Below are 19,695 nucleotides of genomic sequence, written 5' to 3'. Positions count from 1 at the left end.
GTACGCGGTCGTTACAAATGTTCCGCTTAGGGGAACGACATCACGACGCCTGTCGGAGAAGCTCCGTGACACCGGCGACGTCACGGCCGTCCCTCAGGTCCCAGACGGCCTGGGCGAGCTTCCGGGCGGCGTCCGGGCTCACCGACCGCTCGGCGTTGCCGGTGAACTTCACCGACAGCTCGGCGTCCGACAGCGGCCGCTGCGGACCCCCGCGGTTGGCCCGCACCCGCTCGGTGACAGTGCGGCCGTCGGCCAGGACGGCGGTGAGCACCGCGGGGAACTGGCGGGGGAAGATCGCGGTGGACTCCGCGTCGGCCTCGCACCGCACTCGCGCCGCGAGTGCCAGCCGGGCCGGGTCGGCCGCGGCCGCGTCGGTGAAGTCCTCGTGGAAGACCCCGAGGCCGCCACCGCCCAGCAGGGCTGCCGCCACGGTGTACGGACCGCTGAACGCGGCGTGGTAGCCCGAGCGGGGCCGCGCCTTCTCCTCCGGCGGCTCGGCGATGGTGCGCAGCACGGGAGCGGGCACGCCGAGCGTCAGGCTCCGCACCGACTCCGCCGTCACTCCCGACGCCCGCAGCGCCAGCGCTGCGTCGATCCCGGCGTGGGTGAAGTGGTTGCACGGATAGGGCTTGAAGAAGATGCCGGGGGTCTCCCACCGGTCGCCGAGTCCGTCGGTGATCCGCTCGACGTGCACGCGGTCGCCGCAGAACGCCTGCAGGAAACCGAAGCGGCCCTCCAGGACGGTCGGTGGCCCGGTGAGCCCGTGCCGCGCGAGGTCGGCGGCGGCCACACCGGCGTGCGCGGCCCACCCGCAGTGCACGCGCTTGATCGTGCCACCGGTGCGGTTGGCCTCGATGATGCCCGCGCCCATGCTCGCCGCGATGCCGATCGCCGAGGTGATCGTGTCGGCGTCGAGCCGGCGCAGCATCCCGGCCGCCACGGCGGCCCCGATCGCCCCGCAGATCGCGGTGGCGTGCTGGCCGCGCTCGAAGAACACCGAGTTGCCCAGGTCCTCGTCGTAGCCCGCCATCCCGAGCCGGCAGGTCACCTCGATGCCGACGGCCGCGGCGTCGAGCATCGCCGCGCCGGACGCCCCCACCTGCTCGGCGACGGCCAGCGCGGCGGGCAGCACCGCTGAGGACGGGTGCAGCACCGAGGGCAGGTGCGTGTCGTCGAAGTCCAGGCTGTGCCCGAGGGTGCCGTTGACGAGCGCGGCCGACGGCGCGGGCAGCCGGTCGCGCGACCCGATGGCGGTGGCGACGCCCGTGCCGCCCCACTCGCGCACGACGGCGTCGACGATCCGGGCCGGCCCCTCGGCACGGGCGGCGAGGCAGTTGCCGAGCACGTCTACCGTGCGGGCGGCGAGGTCGTCGCGCAGGAAGGAGGGCAGCCCGTCGCGGACCACCCGCTCGGCGAGCATCCCCACCTGCTGGGCGGGAGTCGGACCAGTCATGCGCCCACCACCGCAACCGGCCGCACCGGCGACCCGGTGCCCCCGACGATCCGCAGCGGGGCCAGCACGAACAGGAACTCGGTGAGCCCCTGCCGGGAGGCCTCCTCCAGTTCCAGGTGCTCGATGATGTGGATGCCGTTGTCCACCAGCAGGATTCGGTGCACGGGCAGCACCCGGTGGCCCGCTCCCGCCGGGATGTGCTCGAAGGCGGTGGTGTCGGCGCCTGCCGCGACCACCCCGCGGTCGGCCAGCCAGCGCGCACCGTCCTCGGTGACGCCGGGGACGCCGCTGTCGTGGCCGATGTAGGTGACGGGGTCGGCGAAGTGCCGGGCCCAGCCCGTGCGCACGAGCACCACGTCGCCCCGCGCCGGCTCGGCGCCCGCTCGCTCCGCCGCCGCGTCGAGGTCGGCCGCCGTGACCGGGTGCCCGCCGTCGAGCACCTCGACGCCGTGCGTCGCCGCCACGTCGAGCAGCACCCCGCGCGTGATCATCGGCGGGATGCGCTCCGCGCCGTGCTCGGCGTGCTTGCCGCTGCGCTGTCCCGCCTCGGCGTCGACGCCGCCGTACAGGCACCCGTCCTGGCTGACGTGGGAGAGCGCGTCGACGTGGGTGCCGACGTGACCCCCGGTGATGATGAGCTCGTTGGATGCCGACCCGCCGTCGGGACGTACCACGTCGCCGTGGCGGCGGATCAGGTTCATCCGGAACCCGGGATGGTTCGGCGACGTCGACATGCCGGTGACGAGCGGATGGCTGAGCTCGACGGTCCGCACGCCGCGGGCGACGGCGGCGAGCAGCGCGGCCGTGGTGGGGTCGGTGGCACCTGTGGTTCGGGCGGTCGTCACGAGCGCTCCCTCCCGGCCGCCGCTGCGGCCGGATCGTCGGGTCCGGGTGCGAGGTCGAGCAGCCAGCGCGCACCCGCGACCACCGCGGGGTCGACGAACCGGCCGCGTTCGTCCACGAAGGCGCTCGCGCCCTGCTCGGAAGCAGCCTGCAGCGAGTCGAGCAGCGCACGTGCCGAGTCGATCTCGCCCGGTGCCGGGGTGAACGCCCGGTGCACGGGTTCGAGCTGGGTCGGGTGGATCACCGAGCGGCCGAAGAAGCCTTCGTCACGGGCGGCGATGCTGTCGGCAGCGAGGCCGTCGAGGTCGGCGAGGTCGGTCCAGACCGCGGCCACCGGGCTCGGGAGTCCGGCCGCCCGGTTGGCCACGACCACGCGCTGGCGGGCCCACCGCAGCGCCGCGTGGTCGCGGACGTGCAGGTCGGCGGCCAGGTCGGCCTCGCCGAGCGAGACACAGGCGACCAGGGGGTGGCAGCGGGCCAGCAGGAACGCGTTCTCGACGCCCAGCGCCGACTCCAGCAGCAGGTGCACCGGCACGGCGAGCCGCTCGGCGAGCTCCGCGGCCGGGGCGGCGTCGGCCGACTTGGGCACGCGCACCCCGTCGGGGCGGGCGCTCGCCAACGCGTCGGCGTCGGCACGTGCCCACGGGCTGTCGAGGGCGTTCATCCGTACCCAGACCGGCACGGTCCGCGGCGCCTCCAGCGCCGTGACGGCCGCGGCCCTTGCGGTGTCCTTGGCCTGCGGCGGTACGGCGTCCTCGAGGTCGAGCACCACGGCGTCGGCGGATCCGGCCAGCGCCTTGGCGACGAGGTCGGTGCGGTGGGCCGGGACGTAGAGCCAGCTACGGGCCCGGCCGAGCGCGGTGGCCGGGGCGCTCACACCGCACCCGCCGCGCGCAGCTGTTCCAGCCGTGCCTCGTCCACGCCGTAGCGGGCGAGCACCTCGGCGGTGTGCCTGCCGAGCGGCGGGCCGGACGTGCGGACGCGGCCCGGGGTCTCCGACAGCCGGAACGGCACGTTCTGGAACCGGATCGGGCCCAGCTCGTCGTCGTCGACCTGGACGATGCTGCCGAGCGCCCGGAACTGCGGGTCGTCGAGCACGTCGGCCGCGGTGTAGATCGGCGCGACGGCCGCCTGTGCCTTCTCGAACTCGGCGATCACCTCGTCGCGGTCGCGCTCGGCGATCCAGCTGCCCACGGCGTCGTCGAGCTCGTCGGCGTGCTCGGCACGCTGCCGGCCCGAGGCGAACCACGGCTGGGCGGCCAGGTCGGGACGCCCGACCAGGTGCAGCACCCGCTCGGCGATCGACTGCGCGCTGGTGGAGACCGCGACCCACTGGCCGTCGGCGCAGCGGTAGGTGTTGCGCGGCGCATTGTTGCCCGAGCGGTTGCCGGTGCGCTGCTGCAGCACGCCGAGCTGGTCGTACCCGATGATCTGCGGTCCGAGCAGCGTGAGCAGCGGCTCGATGATCGCCATGTCGAGCACCTGGCCGCGGCCCGTGGAGTCGCGGGCGCGCAGCGCGGTCATGACGCCGAACGCGGTGGTCAGCGCGGCGACACCGTCGGCGAGCCCGAACGGTGGCAGTGTGGGCGGGCCGTCCGGCTCGCCGGTGATCGCGGCGAAGCCGCTCATCGCCTCGGCCAGGGTGCCGAAGCCGGGCCGGTTCGAGTACGGCCCGAACTGGCCGAAACCGGTGACCCGCGCGAGCACCAGACGCGGGTTGAGCTCGCTGAGCACGTCCCAGCCGACGCCCCACCGCTCCAGCGTGCCGGGCCGGAAGTTCTCGATCACGACGTCGGCGTCGGCGGCGAGCGACCGGAACAGCTCCTGGCCGTCGGAGGTGGAGAGGTTGAGGGTGACCGACTTCTTGTTGCGGCCGAGCATCTTCCACCAGAGCCCGACGCCGTCGCGCTGCACGCCGTGGGTGCGCGACGGGTCGCCGCCGCGCGGGTGCTCGATCTTGATCACCTCGGCGCCGTGGTCGCCGAGCAGGGTGGCGGCCAGGGGCCCGGCGAAGAGTGTGGCGACGTCGAGGACCCGCAGGCCCGCCAGGGCGTCGCCGGTGACTGTGTCCGGCGTCGTGATCACGTCCTTCTCGTGGCGACCGCGGCTGCGGTCGCAGTCATGCCGGTGCCGGATCGCGTCCGGGCACCGGAGGTGGCACCGAGGCGCCTCGAGATGTGTTCGGCCACCGTGACGACGCGCGGGGCGATCAGCCCGACGAGCTCCTCGCCCATCCGGTAGCGCGGGCCGCACACCGAGATTGCGCCGACCACCTCGTCCGACAACCCGAAGACGGGGGCCGCGACCGACGCCGCGTCGCCCTGCCGCTCGCCCGCGGACGTGGCGAAGCCGCGCTCCCTGGTCAGGGAGAGGTCGGCGGCGAGCACGTCCCGGTCGACGATCGTGGCCGGGGTGAGCTTCTCCAGCGGGGCGTCGAGGACGCCGTCGAGCACCGCGGGCTCGGCGAACGCGAGCATGCACTTGCCGCTGCTGCCCGCGTGCAGCGGGAACCGGCGGCCCAGCTCCACCGACATCGTGATCTCGTGGGTGCCGGTCACCTGGTCGAGGTAGACGCGGCCGTGCGGCACCGGGGTGCTGAGAGTGGCGGTCTCGCCGAACTCGTCGCGGAGCTGCCGCAACGGGGCGAGCGCCGCGGAGCGCAGGTCGGAGTCGCGCAGCGCCCTCGCGCCGAGTGCGGCCGCGGCCGGCCCGAGCCGGTACTCCCTCGTGGCCTGGTCGAGCACCACGAGCTCCCGGCCGGCGAGCGACTGCAGGATCCGGTGTACCACGGCCTTGCTCAGGCCCAGCTCGCGGGCGATCCGCGAGACGCCGAGCGCCGACGGCCCCTCGGTGAACAGCAACAGCACGTCGGCGACCCGAGCAGTGCTCTCGGTGCCACCGCTCGGCTCCCCGGTCGTCACCATTGTCTCCCGCCTGTCCGCACGTATCGCTTGGCGGAACGAGCTTGAGCGCGTCGACCGCGCCCTGTCAAGCGATGCTCTCGCAGGCCTTGCCCTTGCTGGGGGACGAGCGGTACAGATGGAGGGGAAGCAGTTGCAGAGCCCGTTCCGATGAGCGGAACGAAGGGGGCGAATGGACGTCGATGTCGTGGTGGCCGGAGCGGGCGGTGGGCTCGCCGGCGCCCTCCGGGCGGCACAGCTCGGGTTGGACGTGCTGGTGGTCGAGGCCGACGAGCACCACCTGCGCTCCAACAACACCTCGATGTCCACGGCGATGATCCCCGGCGCCGGTTCGCGCTTCCAGCGCGCCGCCGGGATCGACGACTCCCCGGAGGGGTTCCTCCGCGACATCGCCGCCAAGACCGGCGGGCAGGCCGATCCCCGGGTCGCGACCGCCCTCGCCACGGTCAGCGCACAGCTCGTGGAGTGGCTCGCCGACCACGTCGGGATGCCGATCGAGCTGGCGGGCGACGTGGACTACCCCGGGCACAGCGCCCGGCGGATGCACACCCTCCCCGGCCGGCACGGATCCGTGCTGCTGCAGGGCCTGGCCGACGCGGTACGGGCGCACGACCGCATCGACCTGCTGGCCCCCGCCCGGCTCGTCGCGGTGGGCACCGACCGTGCCGGGGACCGGAGCGCGGTCGTCGAGTATCCCGACGGGCGGCGCGAGGAGATCAGCACGCGGGCGGTGCTGCTCGCCACCAACGGGTTCGGCGCCGACCCCGACCTCGTCCGCACCCACATCCCCGAGATCGCCGGGGTCGACTACCACGGCAGCGCACAGTCGCGCGGCGACGCGCTGCGGATCGGCGAGTCACTCGGCGCGGCCACCGGATTTCTGGACGCCTACCAGGGCCACGCCGCCGTCTCTGCCGCCGCGCGCACGCTCGTCACTTGGTCGACGGTCATGCAGGGCGCGCTGGTGGTCGACGGGGAGGGCCGCCGCTTCGGCGACGAGACCGTGGGCTACTCCGAGTACGCGGCGCTGCTGGCCGCCCGGCCCGGCGGGTCCGGCTGGATCGTGCTCGACGAGCGCATCAACCAGCGCTGCCGCAGTTTCACCGACTTCCGTGACGTGGTCGACAGCGGCGCCGTGCGCACCGCCGACACCATCGGCGAGCTCGCCGAGCGCACGGGGATGTCCGCCCCGGTCCTGACGGCCGAGGTGACCACGATCGCGGCGGTGGCGAGGGGAGAGGCGCTCGACAAGCACGGTCGTACCCACGTCGCGGCCCCCCTCGCCCCGCCGTACCAGGCCGTCGAGGTCGTGCCCGCGTTGTTCCACACCCAAGGCGGTCTGCTGGTCGACCAGCACGCCCAGGTGCTCGACACCGGGGGCGCGCCGCTGGGTGGGCTCTACGCGTCGGGCGGGGCGGCGGTCGGCGTGTCCGGCCACGGCGCCGCCGGCTACCTGGCAGGCAACGGGCTGCTGCCCGCGCTCGGCCTCGCCTACCTCGCGGCGGGCCACCTGGCTGCCGCTGCCGTACCCACGACCCACACGCCAGCCCCGAGAGGTGACCGATGACCCGTCCCGACCTCATCATCCGTGACGTCCGGGTGGTTCGTCCCGGCGTCGAGGACGTCGACACCGCCGACATCGCCGTGAGCGGCGGTCGCATCACGGAGGTGGCCCCCGGCATCGAGCCCGGGCCCGGCACCACCGTGCACGACGGCCGTGGCCGCCTGGCGTTCCCCGGCGTCGTCGACGCCCACCAGCACTGGGGTATCTACAACCCGCTCTCCGACGACACGGCGTCCGAGAGCAGGGCCTGCGCGCAGGGCGGGGTCACCACGTCGCTCACCTACATGCGCACCGGCCAGTACTACCTCAACCGGGGCGGGAGCTACGCGGAGGTCTTCCCCGAGGTGCTCGCCGCGGCGCAGGGCCGCTCCTACGTCGACTACGGCTTCCACCTCGCGCCGATGCAGGCCTCCCACATCGACGAGATCCCCGCGCTGGTGGCCGAGCACGGCGTCACGTCGTTCAAGATCTTCATGTTCTACGGCAGCCACGGGCTGCACGGCCGCTCGGCGGACCAGAACGCGTTCCTGATGATCCCCGAGGGGGAGCGCTACGACCTCGCGCACTTCGAGTTCGTGATGCGCGGCGTGCAGGCAGCGCGCGAGGCACACCCGGAGCTCGCCGACCAGATCTCGCTGTCGTTGCACTGCGAGACCGCCGAGATCATGACCGCCTACACGCGGATGGTCGAGCAGGCCGGTGACCTGTCCGGGCTGGAGGCCTACAGCGCGTCGCGCCCGCCGCACTCCGAGGGCCTCGCCGTCACCATCGCGTCCTACCTCGCCCACGAGACCGGGCTGCCCACGATCAACCTGCTGCACCTGTCGTCGGCGAAGGCGATGGAGGCGGCGATGCTGATGGCGCGGACGTTCCCGCACGTGGACTTCCGCCGGGAGGTGACGATCGGGCACCTGCTCGCCGACGTCACCACGGCCGACGGGATCGGCGGCAAGGTCAACCCGCCACTGCGCCCGCGCGCGGACGTCGAGGCGCTGTGGGAGCACCTGCTCGCCGGGGACGTCAGCTGGGTGGTGTCCGACCACGCCTGCTGCAAGGAGGAGACCAAGTTCGGCGAGGACTCCTCCGACGTCTTCGCGGCGAAGTCCGGCTTCGGCGGCACCGAGTACCTGCTGCCCGGGCTGGTGGGGGAGGGCCGCAAGCGCGGCCTCGCCCTGTCGCGGATCGCGGAGCTGACGTCCGCGACCCCGGCCCGCCGCTTCGGGCTGCCCACCAAGGGCGACATCGCCCCCGGCTTCGACGCCGACATCGCCCTGGTCGACCCCGACACGTCCTTCGTCGTGGACCCGGCCGACTCCGCCTCCACCCAGCAGTACACGCCGTTCCGCGGCTTGGAGATCGGCTCGACGGTCACGTCGACGTTCCTGCGCGGCGAGCTCGTCTTCCACGACGGGGCCGTCGTCGGGTCCCCGACCGGGCAGTACCTGAACCGGTCGCGGAGCACCTGACCAGCCACCCTCCCGCGAGTCGCCCGTTTCCCGTGCGCGAGTCGCCCGTACCGCGAGTGGGTTGTCCGGGGAGACGCCCGCCGCCTACTGGTCCGCCGACCCCGGCTCGGCCATCTGCCGGTGCGCGGCGGCCTTGAGCTTGTCGGGCAGCACCTTGCCTGCGACGCCCTGGGCCTTCGTGCCCACCGACCCGGCGACGATCTTCGCATCACCCTTCATCAGCGCACGGAAACCCTGCTCCGCCACCTGCGCGGGGTCGTCCTTCGCCGAGGCCCCGACCCTGGTGTCGTCCATGTCCGCGCGGTGGAAGAAGTCGGTCTCCGTCGGGCCCGGCATCAACGAGGTGATGGTGATGCCGGTGTCCTTGAGCTCGTTCTGCAGCGCCTCCGCGAACGACTGGAGGAAGGACTTCGACGCGTTGTAGACGGCCTGGAACGACCCCGGCATCGTCGAGGCGATCGACGAGGTGATCAGGATCCGTCCCTCGTCCCGCACGGCCATGTCACGGAGCAGGCGCTTGGCGAGGCGCACCGTCGAGGTGATGTTCAGGTCGATGATGTCGACCTCGTCGGCCAGGTCGGTGTCGAGGAACGCGCCGCCCTGCCCGACACCCGCGTTCAGGGCCGCAGCGGCCACCGGGCGTCCGGTGTCGGTGATCGCCGTGTAGAGCTCCTCCACACCGTCGGCCGTGCGCAGGTCGGCGCGCACCGCCCGGACGTCGGCGCCGGTGGCGCGCAGTTGCGCGGTGGCCTCGTCGAGGCGGACGTCCTCGGCGTTGACGAGAAGGTCGAAGCCGTTCTCGGCGAACTGCTTCGCCAGCTCACGGCCGATTCCACTCGACGCGCCGGTGACGATGGCGAGGGGCCTGGTCTCGGAAGTGGTCATGGAGATCGGCTACCCCGTGAGATTCGGACTATCCCTGGTTTCCCGGACGTAGGTACGGGAACGCCTGGGCCGGACGATCAACCGCAGACGAGGAGGCTCCATGCGAGCGGTCACCTGGCACGGCAAGCGTGATGTCCGGGTCGACACCGTGCCCGACCCGACGATCACGGACCCGACCGACGTGATCGTGAAGATCACCTCCACCGGGATCTGCGGATCCGACCTGCATCTGTACGAGGTGCTCGGGCCGTTCCTCGACGAGGGCGACATCCTCGGCCACGAACCGATGGGCGTGGTCGAGGAGGTGGGAGCCGAGGTCACCGCGGTGCGTCCGGGCGACCGGGTGGTGATCCCCTTCAACGTCTCCTGCGGCACGTGCTTCATGTGTGGCAGCGGCCTGCACTCGCAGTGCGAGACCACGCAGGTCCGGGAGCACGGCAAGGGCGGCTCCCTGTTCGGCTACACGAAGCTGTACGGCCAGGTGCCGGGCGGCCAGGCCGAGTACCTGCGGGTCCCGTTCGGCAACACGCTCCCGATCACGGTTCCCGACGGGCCGCCGGACGACCGGTTCGTCTACCTCTCCGACGTGCTGCCCACGGCGTGGCAGGCGGTCGAGTACGCCGCGGTCCCGCCGGGTGGGTCCCTCCTGGTGCTGGGGCTCGGACCGATCGGCGACATGGCGGCCCGGATCGCGCTCCACCGCGGCGTCGGGAAGGTGATCGGCGTCGACCTCGTGCCGGAGCGGCTGGAACGGGCCCGGGCCCGGGGCGTCACCACGCTCGACCTCACCGGCCACGGCCAGCACCTCGGCGACTACGTCCGCGAGCTGACCGGCGGGCGTGGCCCGGACGCGGTGGTGGAGGCCGTGGGGATGGAGGCGCACGGCTCACCGGTCGGGAAGCTCGCCCACCAGCTCACGGGCCTGCTGCCGGACGCGGTGGCGGCGAAGCTGATGGAGACGGCGGGCACCGACCGGCTCAGCGCGCTCCACTCGGCGATCGACCTGGTGCGCCGCGGGGGCACGATCTCGATCAGCGGCGTGTACGGCGGGATGGCCGACCCGCTGCCGATGCTCACGATCTTCGACAAGCAGATCCAGCTGCGGATGGGCCAGGCCAACGTCCACCGCTGGGTGCCCGAGATCCTCCCGTTGCTGACCGACGGCGACCCGCTCGGTGTCGAGGACTTCGCCACCCACCGGCTGCCGCTTGACGCCGCACCCGAGGCGTACGCGATGTTCCAGGCGAAGAAGGACGGGATGGTGAAGACGCTGCTGCAGCCCGGACTCGGCTGAGAGTTGAGCTACCGGCGCCCCGCCTGGTCGTCGGCCGCTTCACCGCGGGGGCGGGGCACCTCAGGCGCGGGGCCCGGCGCCGGTCCGTAGCTGCCGAGCATCCGGCCCACCCGCTCGATCTCCTCGGACGGCAGGAGGTGGGGCTCCCCGAGCAGGCGCGCCTGGTGGTAGAGGCGGCAGAGCCACTCGAGGTAGATGCTGCGGGTGTAAGCCGCGGCGAGGCTGTCGCCGTAGGTGGTGGCTCCGTGGTTCTGCAGGATCACGCCGAACCGGCCCTCCATCGCGCGCACGCTGTTGTCCGCCAGTTCGACGCTGCCGTAGGTGGCGTAGGGCGCCACCCGCACCGGGCCGCCGAGCAGCGCGACCATGTAGTGCACGGCGGGTAGCTCGGTCACCAGCGTGGAGAGCGCCGTGGCGTAGAGCGGGTGGGTGTGCACGACAGCGACGGCGTCGGTCTGCGCGTAGACCCTGGTGTGCATCGGAACCTCGGACGAGGGCATCAGCCCCTCCTCCATCGGGCGCCCCTCCAGGTCGACGACGCAGATCGACGCGGCCGTCAGGCTCTCGTAGGCCACTCCCGTCGGTGTGATCGCGATGTGGTCGCCGGAGCGCACCGAGATGTTGCCCGACGTGCCCACCGTCAGGTTGTCCGCCTGCATACGGCGGCAGTACTGCACGATCTCGACGCGTTGGTTCGGCAGCAGCATGTCGGATGGTCTCCCCTCGAGCGGCTGTCGGACAGCCCGGTGGTTCCGGCATACCCCGTACAGGCGACTTGGAGCAGCACGACAGAGGGACGGACGTCATGGCCGGCAGGCACGGTGACGTGTAGAAGCCGGCTCCGGACGGCAACAGGTCAGCCGGCCACGACCTCGTCGTGGCCGCGTGACAGCCGGGGAGCCAGTGCTCCCGAGCCGGTGGTGATCAGGGCGATCACCACGAGCAGCAGCGCAGGCGTCCACGACTGCCCGTCGCTGACCGTCAGCAGCGCGGTGGCCAGCAGCGGGACGAACCCGCTCGCCACACTCGCGATGTTGGCCGACAGCGCCACCCCGCTGTAGCGCAGGCGGGCCGGGAAGAGGTCGGTGAGCAGCGCCCCGGACACGGCGTAGGGGATCGAGAGGCAGGCCACGGCGAGCGTCACCCCGAGGATCACGAGCGGGGTGGCCGTCGTGTCGATGAGCCAGAACGTCGGGAACGCGACCGCGGCCGAGACCAGCCCGCCGACCACCGTCACCAGCCCCGGCCCGTAGCGCTCGGCCAGCCGGCCGCCGACGACGAGCACGCCGATCTCGACGACCGCCGCGACCAGCGTGGCCGTCAGCAGGACGGACCTGTCGATCCCCAGGGTCGCCGTGCCGTAGCTGATCACGAACGTGGTGACGAGGTAGAAGCCGCCCACGCCCAGCAGCGTGGAACCTGCTCCCACCAGCAGCTGCGGGAACGTCCGCCGGAACACGTCGGTGACGGGGGAGCGGGCCAGCTCGTCCTCGCGCAGCAACTGCTCGAACAGCGGTGACTCCTCCACCCGCCGCCGGATCCAGACCGCGATGCCGAGCAGCGGGAACGCGGCCAGGAACGGCAGCCGCCAGCCCCAGGAGTCGAAGCTGTCCGGCGGGAGCAGCGACACCGCGAGAAATGCGCCGGAGGACAGCAGGGTGCCGATGGGCGAGCCGATCTGGGGCATCGCGGCGTAGCGGCCGCGGCGCTCCGGTGGGGCGTGCTCGACGGCGAGGGTGACCGCGCCGCCCCACTCGCCGCCGACGGCGACCCCCTGCAGCAGCCGCAGCAGGGTGAGCAGCACGGGCGCGGCTACGCCGATCGAGAAGTACGTGGGCAGCAGCCCGATGGCCCCGGTGACCAGCCCGATCATGGTGACCGTGATGATCAGGCACGTCCGCCTGCCGATCCGGTCGCCGAGATGGCCGAACAGGATCGCGCCCAGTGGCCGGGCCGCGAACCCGACGGCGAACGACGCGAACGCGCCCGCGGTGGCGACCACGGCGTCGTCACTGGCGAAGTACAGCCGGTTGAACACCAGCGACGCCGCGGTGCCGAAGAGGAAGAAGTCGTACCACTCCAGCGCCGTGCCCACGAACGCTCCGAACGCGACCTTGCGGGCGTCCGCGTCGGTGCCGGTCACCGGTCCGGGTCCAGCAGGTCGAGCCATGATCACGCCTCCTGGTCGAGACCGAGCGCCGCGGCCCCATGGACACAGCGGCCGCCGACGAACGTGGCGACCACCCCGGTCGATCCGATCCGATCCGCCGGCACCGCTCGATCGTCGGTGATGTCGTCGGTGAGCACCACGAAGTCGGCGAGCTTCCCGGGAGTCAGGCTGCCGCGGTCGGCCTCCTCACCCGCGATCCACGCCGCGTCGAGGGTGTAGGCCCGCAGGGCCGTGGTGGCGTCGACGCGCTCGTCCGGGCCGATCACGGCGCCGGACGACGAGAGGCGCTGCACCATCGACTGCATGCCCAGCAGCGGCGCCCCCGAGGCGACGGGCCGGTCGGAGCTGCCCGGCACGCGCAGGCCGGCCCGCAGGAAGCTCGCGTGCCGGTAGAGCCCCTCGGCGCGGTCCGGCCCGATCGCGGTGGCCATGGTGTCGCCGATCTCGTACAGGAAGCGGGCCTGCGGTACCGGCGTGACCCCGAGCTGTGCCATCCGGGCGATCTGGGCGGGTGTGGTGACGGCAGCGTGCTCGATGCGGGGCCGGGCGTGCGGGCGCGGGTGGCGGCGCTGCGCCTCGCCGAGCACGTCGAGGGCCAGGTCGACGGCGCGGTCGCCGATCGCGTGCGCGGCGATCCGCCAGCCGGAGCCGTGGGCGTCGAGGATCCGGGCCCGCATGACCTCGGGGTCGTCCTGGAGGTAGCCGTGGGAGTGCCGGTCGCAGAACGGGTCGAGCATCGCGGCGGTGCGGGCCACCAGCGACCCGTCCAGGAAGATCTTCATCGGGCCGATCCGCAGCCGGTCGTCACCGAAGCCGGTGCGGACGCCGAGGTCCAGCCCGAAGCGGACGTCGTCGTCGGCGTGACCGGCCAGGGGGCGCAGCGCGTCGACGCTGGGCATCAGCTGCACCCGCACGCTCAGCGCCCCGGCCTCGCGCGCCTGCTGGTAGGCCGCCAGCTCGATCGGCGACCGACCGACCCAGCCTGCGCCGATCCCGCACTCGGTGACGTGCGTCAGGCCCTCGGCCGCGTACACCGCCGACGCGCGCCCGATCGCCCCGGCCAGCTCATCGACGGGGTAGGGCACCACGAGGTCGATGATCAGGTTCTGCGCCTGCTCCTCCAGCACCCCGGTGGGCTCGCCCGTCCCGTCGGTGACGACCACCCCGCCGGTCGGTACCGTCGCCGAGCCGTCCAGCAGCCCGATCCGCTCCAGCAGCGGACTGTTCACCGTGCAGACGTGCCCCGACCTGTGCTGCAGCCAGACCGGGCGCCCCCCGGCCGCCCGGTCCAGCTCGCGGCGGTGCGGGTGCCCGCCGATCGTGGTGTCGTCGTAGCCGGTGCCGACGACCAGCGCGTGGTCGGGGAGCGTCGCCGCCCGCTGCGCCACGCGGTCATAGAGCTCTCGCAGATCTCCCGAGCCGGCGAGGTCCACCGAGTCGAGGCCCTGGCCGAACCAGGCCATGTGGTTGTGCGCGTCGCCGAAGCCCGGCACGAGCGCGGCGCCCCGGGCATCGATCTCCGTGCGCCCGCGCAGGCCGTCGGGGTCGAGGGCGAGGACGCGGCCGTGGTGGACGGCGAGGCTCCGGGCGCGCGGATACGCCTCGTCCATGGTGAGGACGACCGCGTTGTGCACGATCAGGTCGATGACCACGCTCGGTGTCCATTCCTCATCCCAGGTGGTGCAGCCGGGTCAGCGGCAGCGTCGGTGAGCGGTGCAGGGGGATCTCCCGGCCGTCGGCGCGGACCGGCACGGGCTCCGGTGCCACCTCGACGTCCGGGGTCGCGGTGTTGTGCAGCATGTCCGCGCAGGTCAGGCCGCGGCTGCCGGAGATGGGGGAGTACCGGTGGCCCGTCGGCAGCGCGGCGCGGGCTCCGGCGTCGTCGAGGCAGTGCTGCGACACGAACACGTGGGCCAGCCGGGCGGGTGCGACGCCCTGGCCGCCGTAGAAGGCGCGCATCCGGCGGGGCTGGGTGAGCCGGGTGGAGCCGGAGCCGGAGCCCGCCGCGCCCCAGGCCACGAACCCCGACTTGATCACCAGCTCGGGTTGGGCGCCGAACCACGCCGGGTTCCAGAGCACGATGTCGGCCAGCCGCCCCGGCCGGACGGACCCCACGTGCTCGGCGAGCCCGTGGGCGGCGGCGGGGTTGTGGGTGAGCTTCGCGAGGTACCGCAGCACCCGCGCGTTGTTGACGACGTCGGGCCCCGTCTCGCCGGCCAGCGCGGCCTGCACGTGCGCGACCTGCCAGGTGCGACGCGCGGTCTCGGCGACGCGGCCCATGCCCAGCGCGTCGGAGTTGACGATGCTGATCGCGCCCTGGTCGTGCAGCCAGTTCTCGGCCGAGATGGCGTGCTCGCGGATCCGGCTCGCGGCGATCGCGGCGTCGCTGGGCACGTGGGCGTGGCCGCGGTGCACGGTGAGTGTCATGGGGCCCAGCTCGGCGACGGTCGCCGGTGTGAGCGGCAGCGTCGGGGTCGTCGACGACGTGAGCACGTTGTCCCGGGACACGATGGACAGCAGGTCGGGGTGCCCGCCGCCGCCTTCCACGTGGTACGCGTGCACGGTGCGGCCCCCGACGGCGGCGAGCGTGTCGGCGAGGTAGCCCGACTCGTTGAGCGTGTCGGTGTGCAGCGCCACCGGCAGGTCGGTGGCCTCGGCGACGGTGAGGCACGTGTCGATCACCGGGGGAGTGGCTCCCCAGTCCTCGTGCACCTTGAAGCCGCCGCACCCCGACAGCACGGCCTCCTCCAGCAGGTCCGTCGACGTCGACGAGCCGCGCGCCAGGAACGCGGCGTTCACCGGGACGCCCGCCCAGCCGTCGACGAGCGTGTGCAGGTTGGCGCGCGGGTTGGCCCCGACGTCCCAGACCCCGCCGATGCCCATCCCGACGATCGTCGTGACGCCTGCCGACAGGGCGGCGGGCACCAGGTCGGCGTTGGACAGGTGCACGTGCGAGTCGACGATCCCGGGCGTCGCCAGCAGGCCCTCTCCGGTGATCATCGCGGTGTGCGCGTCGACCTCGAGGTCGACGCCGTCCTGGACGTCGGGGTTGCCGGCGCGGCCGACACCGACCACGCGCCCGTCCTTGATGCCGATGGACGTCTTGCGGATCCCGAGCACCGGGTCGAGCAGCACGACGCCGAGCACCACCATGTCCAGTGCCGATGCCCGGTCGGCCGAACTGCTCACGAGCGCGCCGTGCCGGGCGGTCTTGGCGCAGCCGCCGATCAGCTCCTCGCCGGGCTCGGTGTCGTCGGCCTCGACCTCGATCCACAGGTCGGTGTCGGCGAGGCGGATCCGGTCGCCGGTGGTGGGCCCGTAGAGCCGCGAGTACTCGGCGGCGCCGAGTGCGGTCACGCGCCACCCCCGATCCGGACCACCGCGACCTCGCGCTCCACTCCGGGGTCCACCCGCAGCGCGGTGCCAGCCGGGACGTCGAGCCGGTGCCGCCCCGGCGCGGAGACGCGTACGAGGAGCGCGGGGTTGAGCCGGTCCAGCGGCACGTGCGAGGACACCCAGATCGGCAGGCTGCCCGTGTTGAGCAGGACGGCGCTCGCCCGGGCGCGCCCGGGGGCCAGCGCCACCTCGCCTACCGCGCTGCGGACCGCGCCCGGCCCGTCCGGGGACGGTGGCCCGAAGGGGGCATCGACGTGCACGAGCACGCTGCCGTACGGGAACAGGGCCTCCACCTGCAGCGCCGGCACCGCGGCTGCCACCCCGTCGACGAGCTGGTCGGGGCGCAGCAGTGTGCGGGCGCGGGCCACGACGTCCTCGTAGGGCACGTCGTCCCAGGCCATCTCGCAGATCTCGTCGCACACCAGCGCCACGGCGTCCGGTCCCCCCAGCCGGGCGCCGCGTGCGAGCCGCCTGCGGGCCAGGTCGGCACCGCCGGCCAGCAGCAGACGCTCCTGCTCCCGCGGGGTCAGGTGCACCGGACGAGCATGCGCCCTGCGGAACCCGGTGTGTAGGCCAGTTCTCCACAGAATTCGGCGGTTAGGTTGTGCATATGCACAACGGGCGCGCAGGCAACGACCACGCCGAGCGCTGGACGGCGCTCGTCGGCAGGGTGCGCGCCGACGTGCCCGCGCTCGTGAAGGTGTTCATCCCGCGGGTCCGGGTGATCGCGCCCTACGGCCGCAGCATCGTCCCGATGGACCGGCTGGAGAGCGACGCCCACCTCGCCTTCGACTACCTGCTGCGGCGGCTGGCCGGGAAACCCGTGCCGGATCAGCTGCTCGCCATCGTGCCGGCCATCGGCCGCGACCGGGCGCGGCGCGGCCTGCCGCTCGACGACCTGCTCACCGCCGTGCGGCTGGACTTCCGCGTGCTCTGGACCGCGCTGCGCGAACGCGCCGCCCCGGAGGACGAGGCGGTGCTCGTGGCCCACGCCGAGGACGTCTGGAACGTCGTCGAGGACTATTCGACGCTGGTCCAGGCCAGCTACCAGGCCGAGGCCGCGCTGCTCGCCCGCGACCGGCAGGGGGAGCGCACGATGCTCGTGGCGGCGCTGCTGAGCAGCGAGAGCCCCGACCCCGACGAGGTGACCAGGGTGGCGTTCGCCCTCGACGTCGACGCGGCCGCCGACCTGCTCGTCGCGGCCGCGCCGCCGGCGGCCGGGCAGCTGCTCCGCCGGGCCGCCGACCAGCTCGGGGCCGACGGGCGGGCGGTGCACGTCCAGTCCACCGGACGGCACGTGGTGATGCTCGCCCGCTGGGACGGCGGCACGGGAGCACCGGTGCGGGCGGCGCTCGCCGGCGTGCCGTGCGGGGTGGGACCGCTGGCGCACGGGCTCGCGAAGGTGCCCCGCAGCGCCCGGCTGGCCGGCGAGCTGGCCGACGTCCTGCCCGACCTCGACGGGCCGCGCGAGCTGCCCGACGCGTGGCTCCCGCTCGCCGCCGCGCGCCTGGCCGACACCGCGGACGAACTGGTGGACGCCGTGCTGGCCGGCCTCGCCGCAGCGCCGCCGCGGGAGCGCGACCGGCTGCTGGAGACGGTGCGCGCCTACACGGCAACGGGTTCCGTCGCCGACGTCGCGGCCCGGATGTACTGCCACCGCAACACCGTGCTCAACCGGCTGCGGCGCTTCGCCGAGCTGACCGGGCGCGACGTCACCGTGCCCGTCGACGCCGCGGTCGTCCTCCTGGCGCTGCAGTGCGCTCCGGCCACCCGCTCGTCCTGGCACAGTGACCGGGGAGTGCCGATTGCCGAGGATCGACCCTGAACGAGGAGTGAGCGTGACCGAGCTGTCCCCCTTCCATCTGGCCGTGCCCGTCGACGACATCGGCCGCGCCCGCGAGTTCTACGGCGGCGTGCTCGGCCTGGCCGAGGGCCGCTCGGCCGAACACTGGGTGGACTGGGACCTCGACGGGCACCAGTTCGTCACCCACCGGGCGCCCGGCTCCGGCCCCGTCGGGCACAGCGACGTCGACGGCCACCGGGTTCCGGTCCCGCACTTCGGGCTGGTGCTCACCGTGGAGCGGTTCCAGGACATGGCCGAGCGCCTGCGCGCGGCGGGCACGACGTTCGTCATCGAGCCCTACCTGCGGTTCGCGGGCGAGCCCGGCGAGCAGTGGACCATGTTCCTGCTCGACCCCGCGGGCAACGCGTTGGAGTTCAAGGCGTTCAAGGACCGGGCGCAGCTGTTCGTGAAGTAGCCGGGATCTTCCGGGCTGGCGGGCGGCCCGTGGATGGGTAGTGTCGCCCGTCATGAGCGACACCGCCTTCTGGCACCCGTTCGCCGCGATGGGCGCGGTACGCACCGCCGAGTTCGTGGTCACCCGCGGCGAGGACGTCTGGCTCTGGGACGACTCCGAGCGCCGCTACCTCGACGCCACGGCGAGCCTCTGGTGCGTCAACGTCGGGCACGGGCGTCAGGAGATCGTCGAGGCGGTCGCGGCGCAGATGCGCGAGCTCGCCACTTACCAGACGTTCGGGGACTTCACGAACCGTCCGGCGCTGGAGCTCACCCGCAGGCTCGCCGCGCTGGCGCCGGTGCCGGGGGCGAAGATCTTCCTCGCCAGCGGTGGCGGCGACGCCATCGACACGGCGGCCAAGATGGCCAGGGAGTACTTCGTCCGCACCGGCGAGCCGGAGCGGACGGTGCTCGTCAGCCGGGAGAACGCCTATCACGGCACCCACGGCTTCGGCACGTCGCTCGGCGGGATGCCGGCCAACCGGCTCGCGGCTCCGTTCGTGCCGGACGTCGTCCGCGTCGCCCACGACGACGCCGAGGCGCTGGAGACCGAACTGCTGCGGATCGGACCGGAGCGGGTGGCCGCGTTCTTCATGGAACCGGTGATCGGTGCCGGTGGGGTGCTGCCCCCGCCGCCGGGGTACGTCGAGCGGGTCCGCGAGATCTGCACGCGGCACGGCGTGCTGCTCGTGATCGACAGCGTGATCTGCGGGTTCGGCAGGCTCGGCGACTGGTTCGGTGTCGACCGCTTCGGCATCGTCCCCGACCTCGTGGTCTTCGCGAAGGGTGTGACCAGCGGGTACCTGCCGCTGGGCGGGGTCGTCGCCCACGAGCGCGTGGCGGCGCCGTTCTGGGAGCCGGGGGCGGCCGCGTTCCGGCACGGCGCCACCTACGCCGGGCACCCCACGGCGTGCGCGGCCGCACTGGCGAACCTCGACCTGCTGGAGGGCGACGGCCTGCTCAAGCGCGCCGACTCGCTGGAGCTCACGCTGCACGCGGCGCTGCGCTCGCTGGCCGACCATCCGCTGGTCTCGGAGGTCCGCGGCGGCACCGGGGTGCTCGGGGCGCTGGAGCTCGACGCGGACCGCGTGGCGGCCGATCCGGGGCTGCCTGCCGCGGTCACGCGCGGTGCGCGTGAGCGGGGCGTCCTGATCCGGCCGATGATCAGCTCGGTGGGTTTCTCCCCGCCTCTCACCCTCGCCGACGAGCATCTCGACCTGCTCACCGAGGCCGTGCGCGGGGCGCTCGACGACGCCCGTTGATCGGGCTCGTCACCGCGAGTACGCGACACGCCGAGAAAGCGGCCCGGTAGAGCGCCCACGATCACGGTCCGTGAGTGAAATGGGCCATTCAGGGCCCTAGGCGGGCACGGGTCGTATCCGCACTCACTCAGCCAGGCACCCTCTT

General features: G+C 73.3%; 17 protein-coding genes. 6 read left to right on the top strand and 11 right to left on the bottom strand.

Annotated elements, in window-relative coordinates:
• Positions 1–40: 40 nt before the first annotated feature.
• The 5 genes from AC5L35_RS00630 to AC5L35_RS00610 are packed head-to-tail and all read right to left on the bottom strand — an operon-like array spanning position 41 to position 5,217.
• Positions 41–1,453, bottom strand: coding sequence for an MmgE/PrpD family protein (locus tag AC5L35_RS00630; protein WP_495057510.1), 1,413 nt, complete (start codon positions 1,451–1,453; stop codon positions 41–43).
• On the bottom strand, positions 1,450–2,298 hold the full coding sequence (locus AC5L35_RS00625) for a cyclase family protein (protein WP_495057509.1): 849 nt from the start codon (positions 2,296–2,298) through the stop codon (positions 1,450–1,452). Before AC5L35_RS00625 ends, AC5L35_RS00630 begins: the two co-directional genes overlap by 4 nt.
• Positions 2,295–3,173 (bottom strand): HpcH/HpaI aldolase/citrate lyase family protein, encoded by an 879-nt coding sequence (locus AC5L35_RS00620; protein WP_495057508.1) that lies wholly within the window; start codon positions 3,171–3,173, stop codon positions 2,295–2,297. Before AC5L35_RS00620 ends, AC5L35_RS00625 begins: the two co-directional genes overlap by 4 nt.
• Complete coding sequence (locus AC5L35_RS00615) at positions 3,170–4,378, bottom strand: CaiB/BaiF CoA transferase family protein (protein ID WP_495058058.1); 1,209 nt, start codon at positions 4,376–4,378, stop codon at positions 3,170–3,172. The genes AC5L35_RS00620 and AC5L35_RS00615 overlap by 4 nt, the downstream gene beginning before the upstream one ends.
• Positions 4,378–5,217 (bottom strand): IclR family transcriptional regulator, encoded by an 840-nt coding sequence (locus AC5L35_RS00610; RefSeq protein WP_495057507.1) that lies wholly within the window; start codon positions 5,215–5,217, stop codon positions 4,378–4,380. The genes AC5L35_RS00615 and AC5L35_RS00610 overlap by 1 nt, the downstream gene beginning before the upstream one ends.
• A gap of 172 nt (positions 5,218–5,389) precedes the next feature.
• On the opposite strand from AC5L35_RS00610, the gene AC5L35_RS00605 reads away from it, so the two are divergent.
• Both AC5L35_RS00605 and AC5L35_RS00600 read left to right on the top strand, forming a co-directional pair.
• Positions 5,390–6,784, top strand: coding sequence for an FAD-dependent oxidoreductase (locus tag AC5L35_RS00605; protein WP_495057506.1), 1,395 nt, complete (start codon positions 5,390–5,392; stop codon positions 6,782–6,784).
• Positions 6,781–8,247, top strand: coding sequence for a dihydroorotase (locus AC5L35_RS00600; protein ID WP_495057505.1), 1,467 nt, complete (start codon positions 6,781–6,783; stop codon positions 8,245–8,247). The genes AC5L35_RS00605 and AC5L35_RS00600 overlap by 4 nt, the downstream gene beginning before the upstream one ends.
• An 84-nt stretch (positions 8,248–8,331) precedes the next feature.
• Here AC5L35_RS00600 and AC5L35_RS00595 read toward each other — a convergent pair whose 3' ends face one another.
• A complete protein-coding gene (locus AC5L35_RS00595) occupies positions 8,332–9,132 on the bottom strand; it encodes an SDR family NAD(P)-dependent oxidoreductase (protein WP_495057504.1) in 801 nt (266 codons plus the stop codon).
• A 100-nt stretch (positions 9,133–9,232) separates the two neighbouring features.
• Here AC5L35_RS00595 and AC5L35_RS00590 point away from each other — a divergent pair, with 100 nt between their 5' ends.
• Positions 9,233–10,426, top strand: coding sequence for a zinc-dependent alcohol dehydrogenase (locus AC5L35_RS00590; RefSeq protein WP_495057503.1), 1,194 nt, complete (start codon positions 9,233–9,235; stop codon positions 10,424–10,426).
• 8 nt (positions 10,427–10,434) lie between these two features.
• Here AC5L35_RS00590 and AC5L35_RS00585 read toward each other — a convergent pair whose 3' ends face one another.
• From AC5L35_RS00585 to AC5L35_RS00565, 5 genes are all read right to left on the bottom strand, one after another.
• Positions 10,435–11,133, bottom strand: a complete 699-nt coding sequence (locus AC5L35_RS00585) for a class II aldolase/adducin family protein (RefSeq protein ID WP_495057502.1) — start codon at positions 11,131–11,133, stop codon at positions 10,435–10,437.
• A gap of 149 nt (positions 11,134–11,282) precedes the next feature.
• The gene (locus AC5L35_RS00580; RefSeq protein WP_495057501.1) at positions 11,283–12,596 is read right to left on the bottom strand and encodes an MFS transporter; all 1,314 of its coding nucleotides are present in this window, start codon (positions 12,594–12,596) and stop codon (positions 11,283–11,285) included.
• Positions 12,597–12,598: 2 nt separating this feature from the next.
• Positions 12,599–14,206 carry an amidohydrolase gene (locus AC5L35_RS00575; protein WP_495058057.1) on the bottom strand — a complete coding sequence of 536 codons (1,608 nt, stop codon included), beginning with the start codon at positions 14,204–14,206 and terminating at the stop codon, positions 12,599–12,601.
• Between the two features lie 58 nt (positions 14,207–14,264).
• Positions 14,265–15,953, bottom strand: coding sequence for an urease subunit alpha (locus AC5L35_RS00570; protein ID WP_495057500.1), 1,689 nt, complete (start codon positions 15,951–15,953; stop codon positions 14,265–14,267).
• On the bottom strand, positions 15,950–16,528 hold the full coding sequence (locus AC5L35_RS00565) for an urease subunit gamma (RefSeq protein WP_495057499.1): 579 nt from the start codon (positions 16,526–16,528) through the stop codon (positions 15,950–15,952). Before AC5L35_RS00565 ends, AC5L35_RS00570 begins: the two co-directional genes overlap by 4 nt.
• A gap of 74 nt (positions 16,529–16,602) precedes the next feature.
• Between AC5L35_RS00565 and AC5L35_RS00560 the strand changes: the two genes are divergently transcribed.
• The 3 genes from AC5L35_RS00560 to AC5L35_RS00550 are packed head-to-tail and all read left to right on the top strand — an operon-like array spanning position 16,603 to position 19,550.
• Positions 16,603–17,817, top strand: coding sequence for a PucR family transcriptional regulator (locus AC5L35_RS00560; protein ID WP_495057498.1), 1,215 nt, complete (start codon positions 16,603–16,605; stop codon positions 17,815–17,817).
• Positions 17,818–17,830: 13 nt separating this feature from the next.
• Positions 17,831–18,250 carry a VOC family protein gene (locus AC5L35_RS00555; RefSeq protein WP_495057497.1) on the top strand — a complete coding sequence of 140 codons (420 nt, stop codon included), beginning with the start codon at positions 17,831–17,833 and terminating at the stop codon, positions 18,248–18,250.
• Between the two features lie 52 nt (positions 18,251–18,302).
• Positions 18,303–19,550, top strand: a complete 1,248-nt coding sequence (locus AC5L35_RS00550; RefSeq protein WP_495057496.1) for an aminotransferase family protein — start codon at positions 18,303–18,305, stop codon at positions 19,548–19,550.
• Positions 19,551–19,695: the final 145 nt, after the last annotated feature.

The organism is Pseudonocardia sp. OZ21, assembly GCF_059359135.1.
The sequence above is the reverse complement of the archived record's forward strand: the minus strand, read 5'-3'. Positions and strand labels throughout refer to the sequence as shown.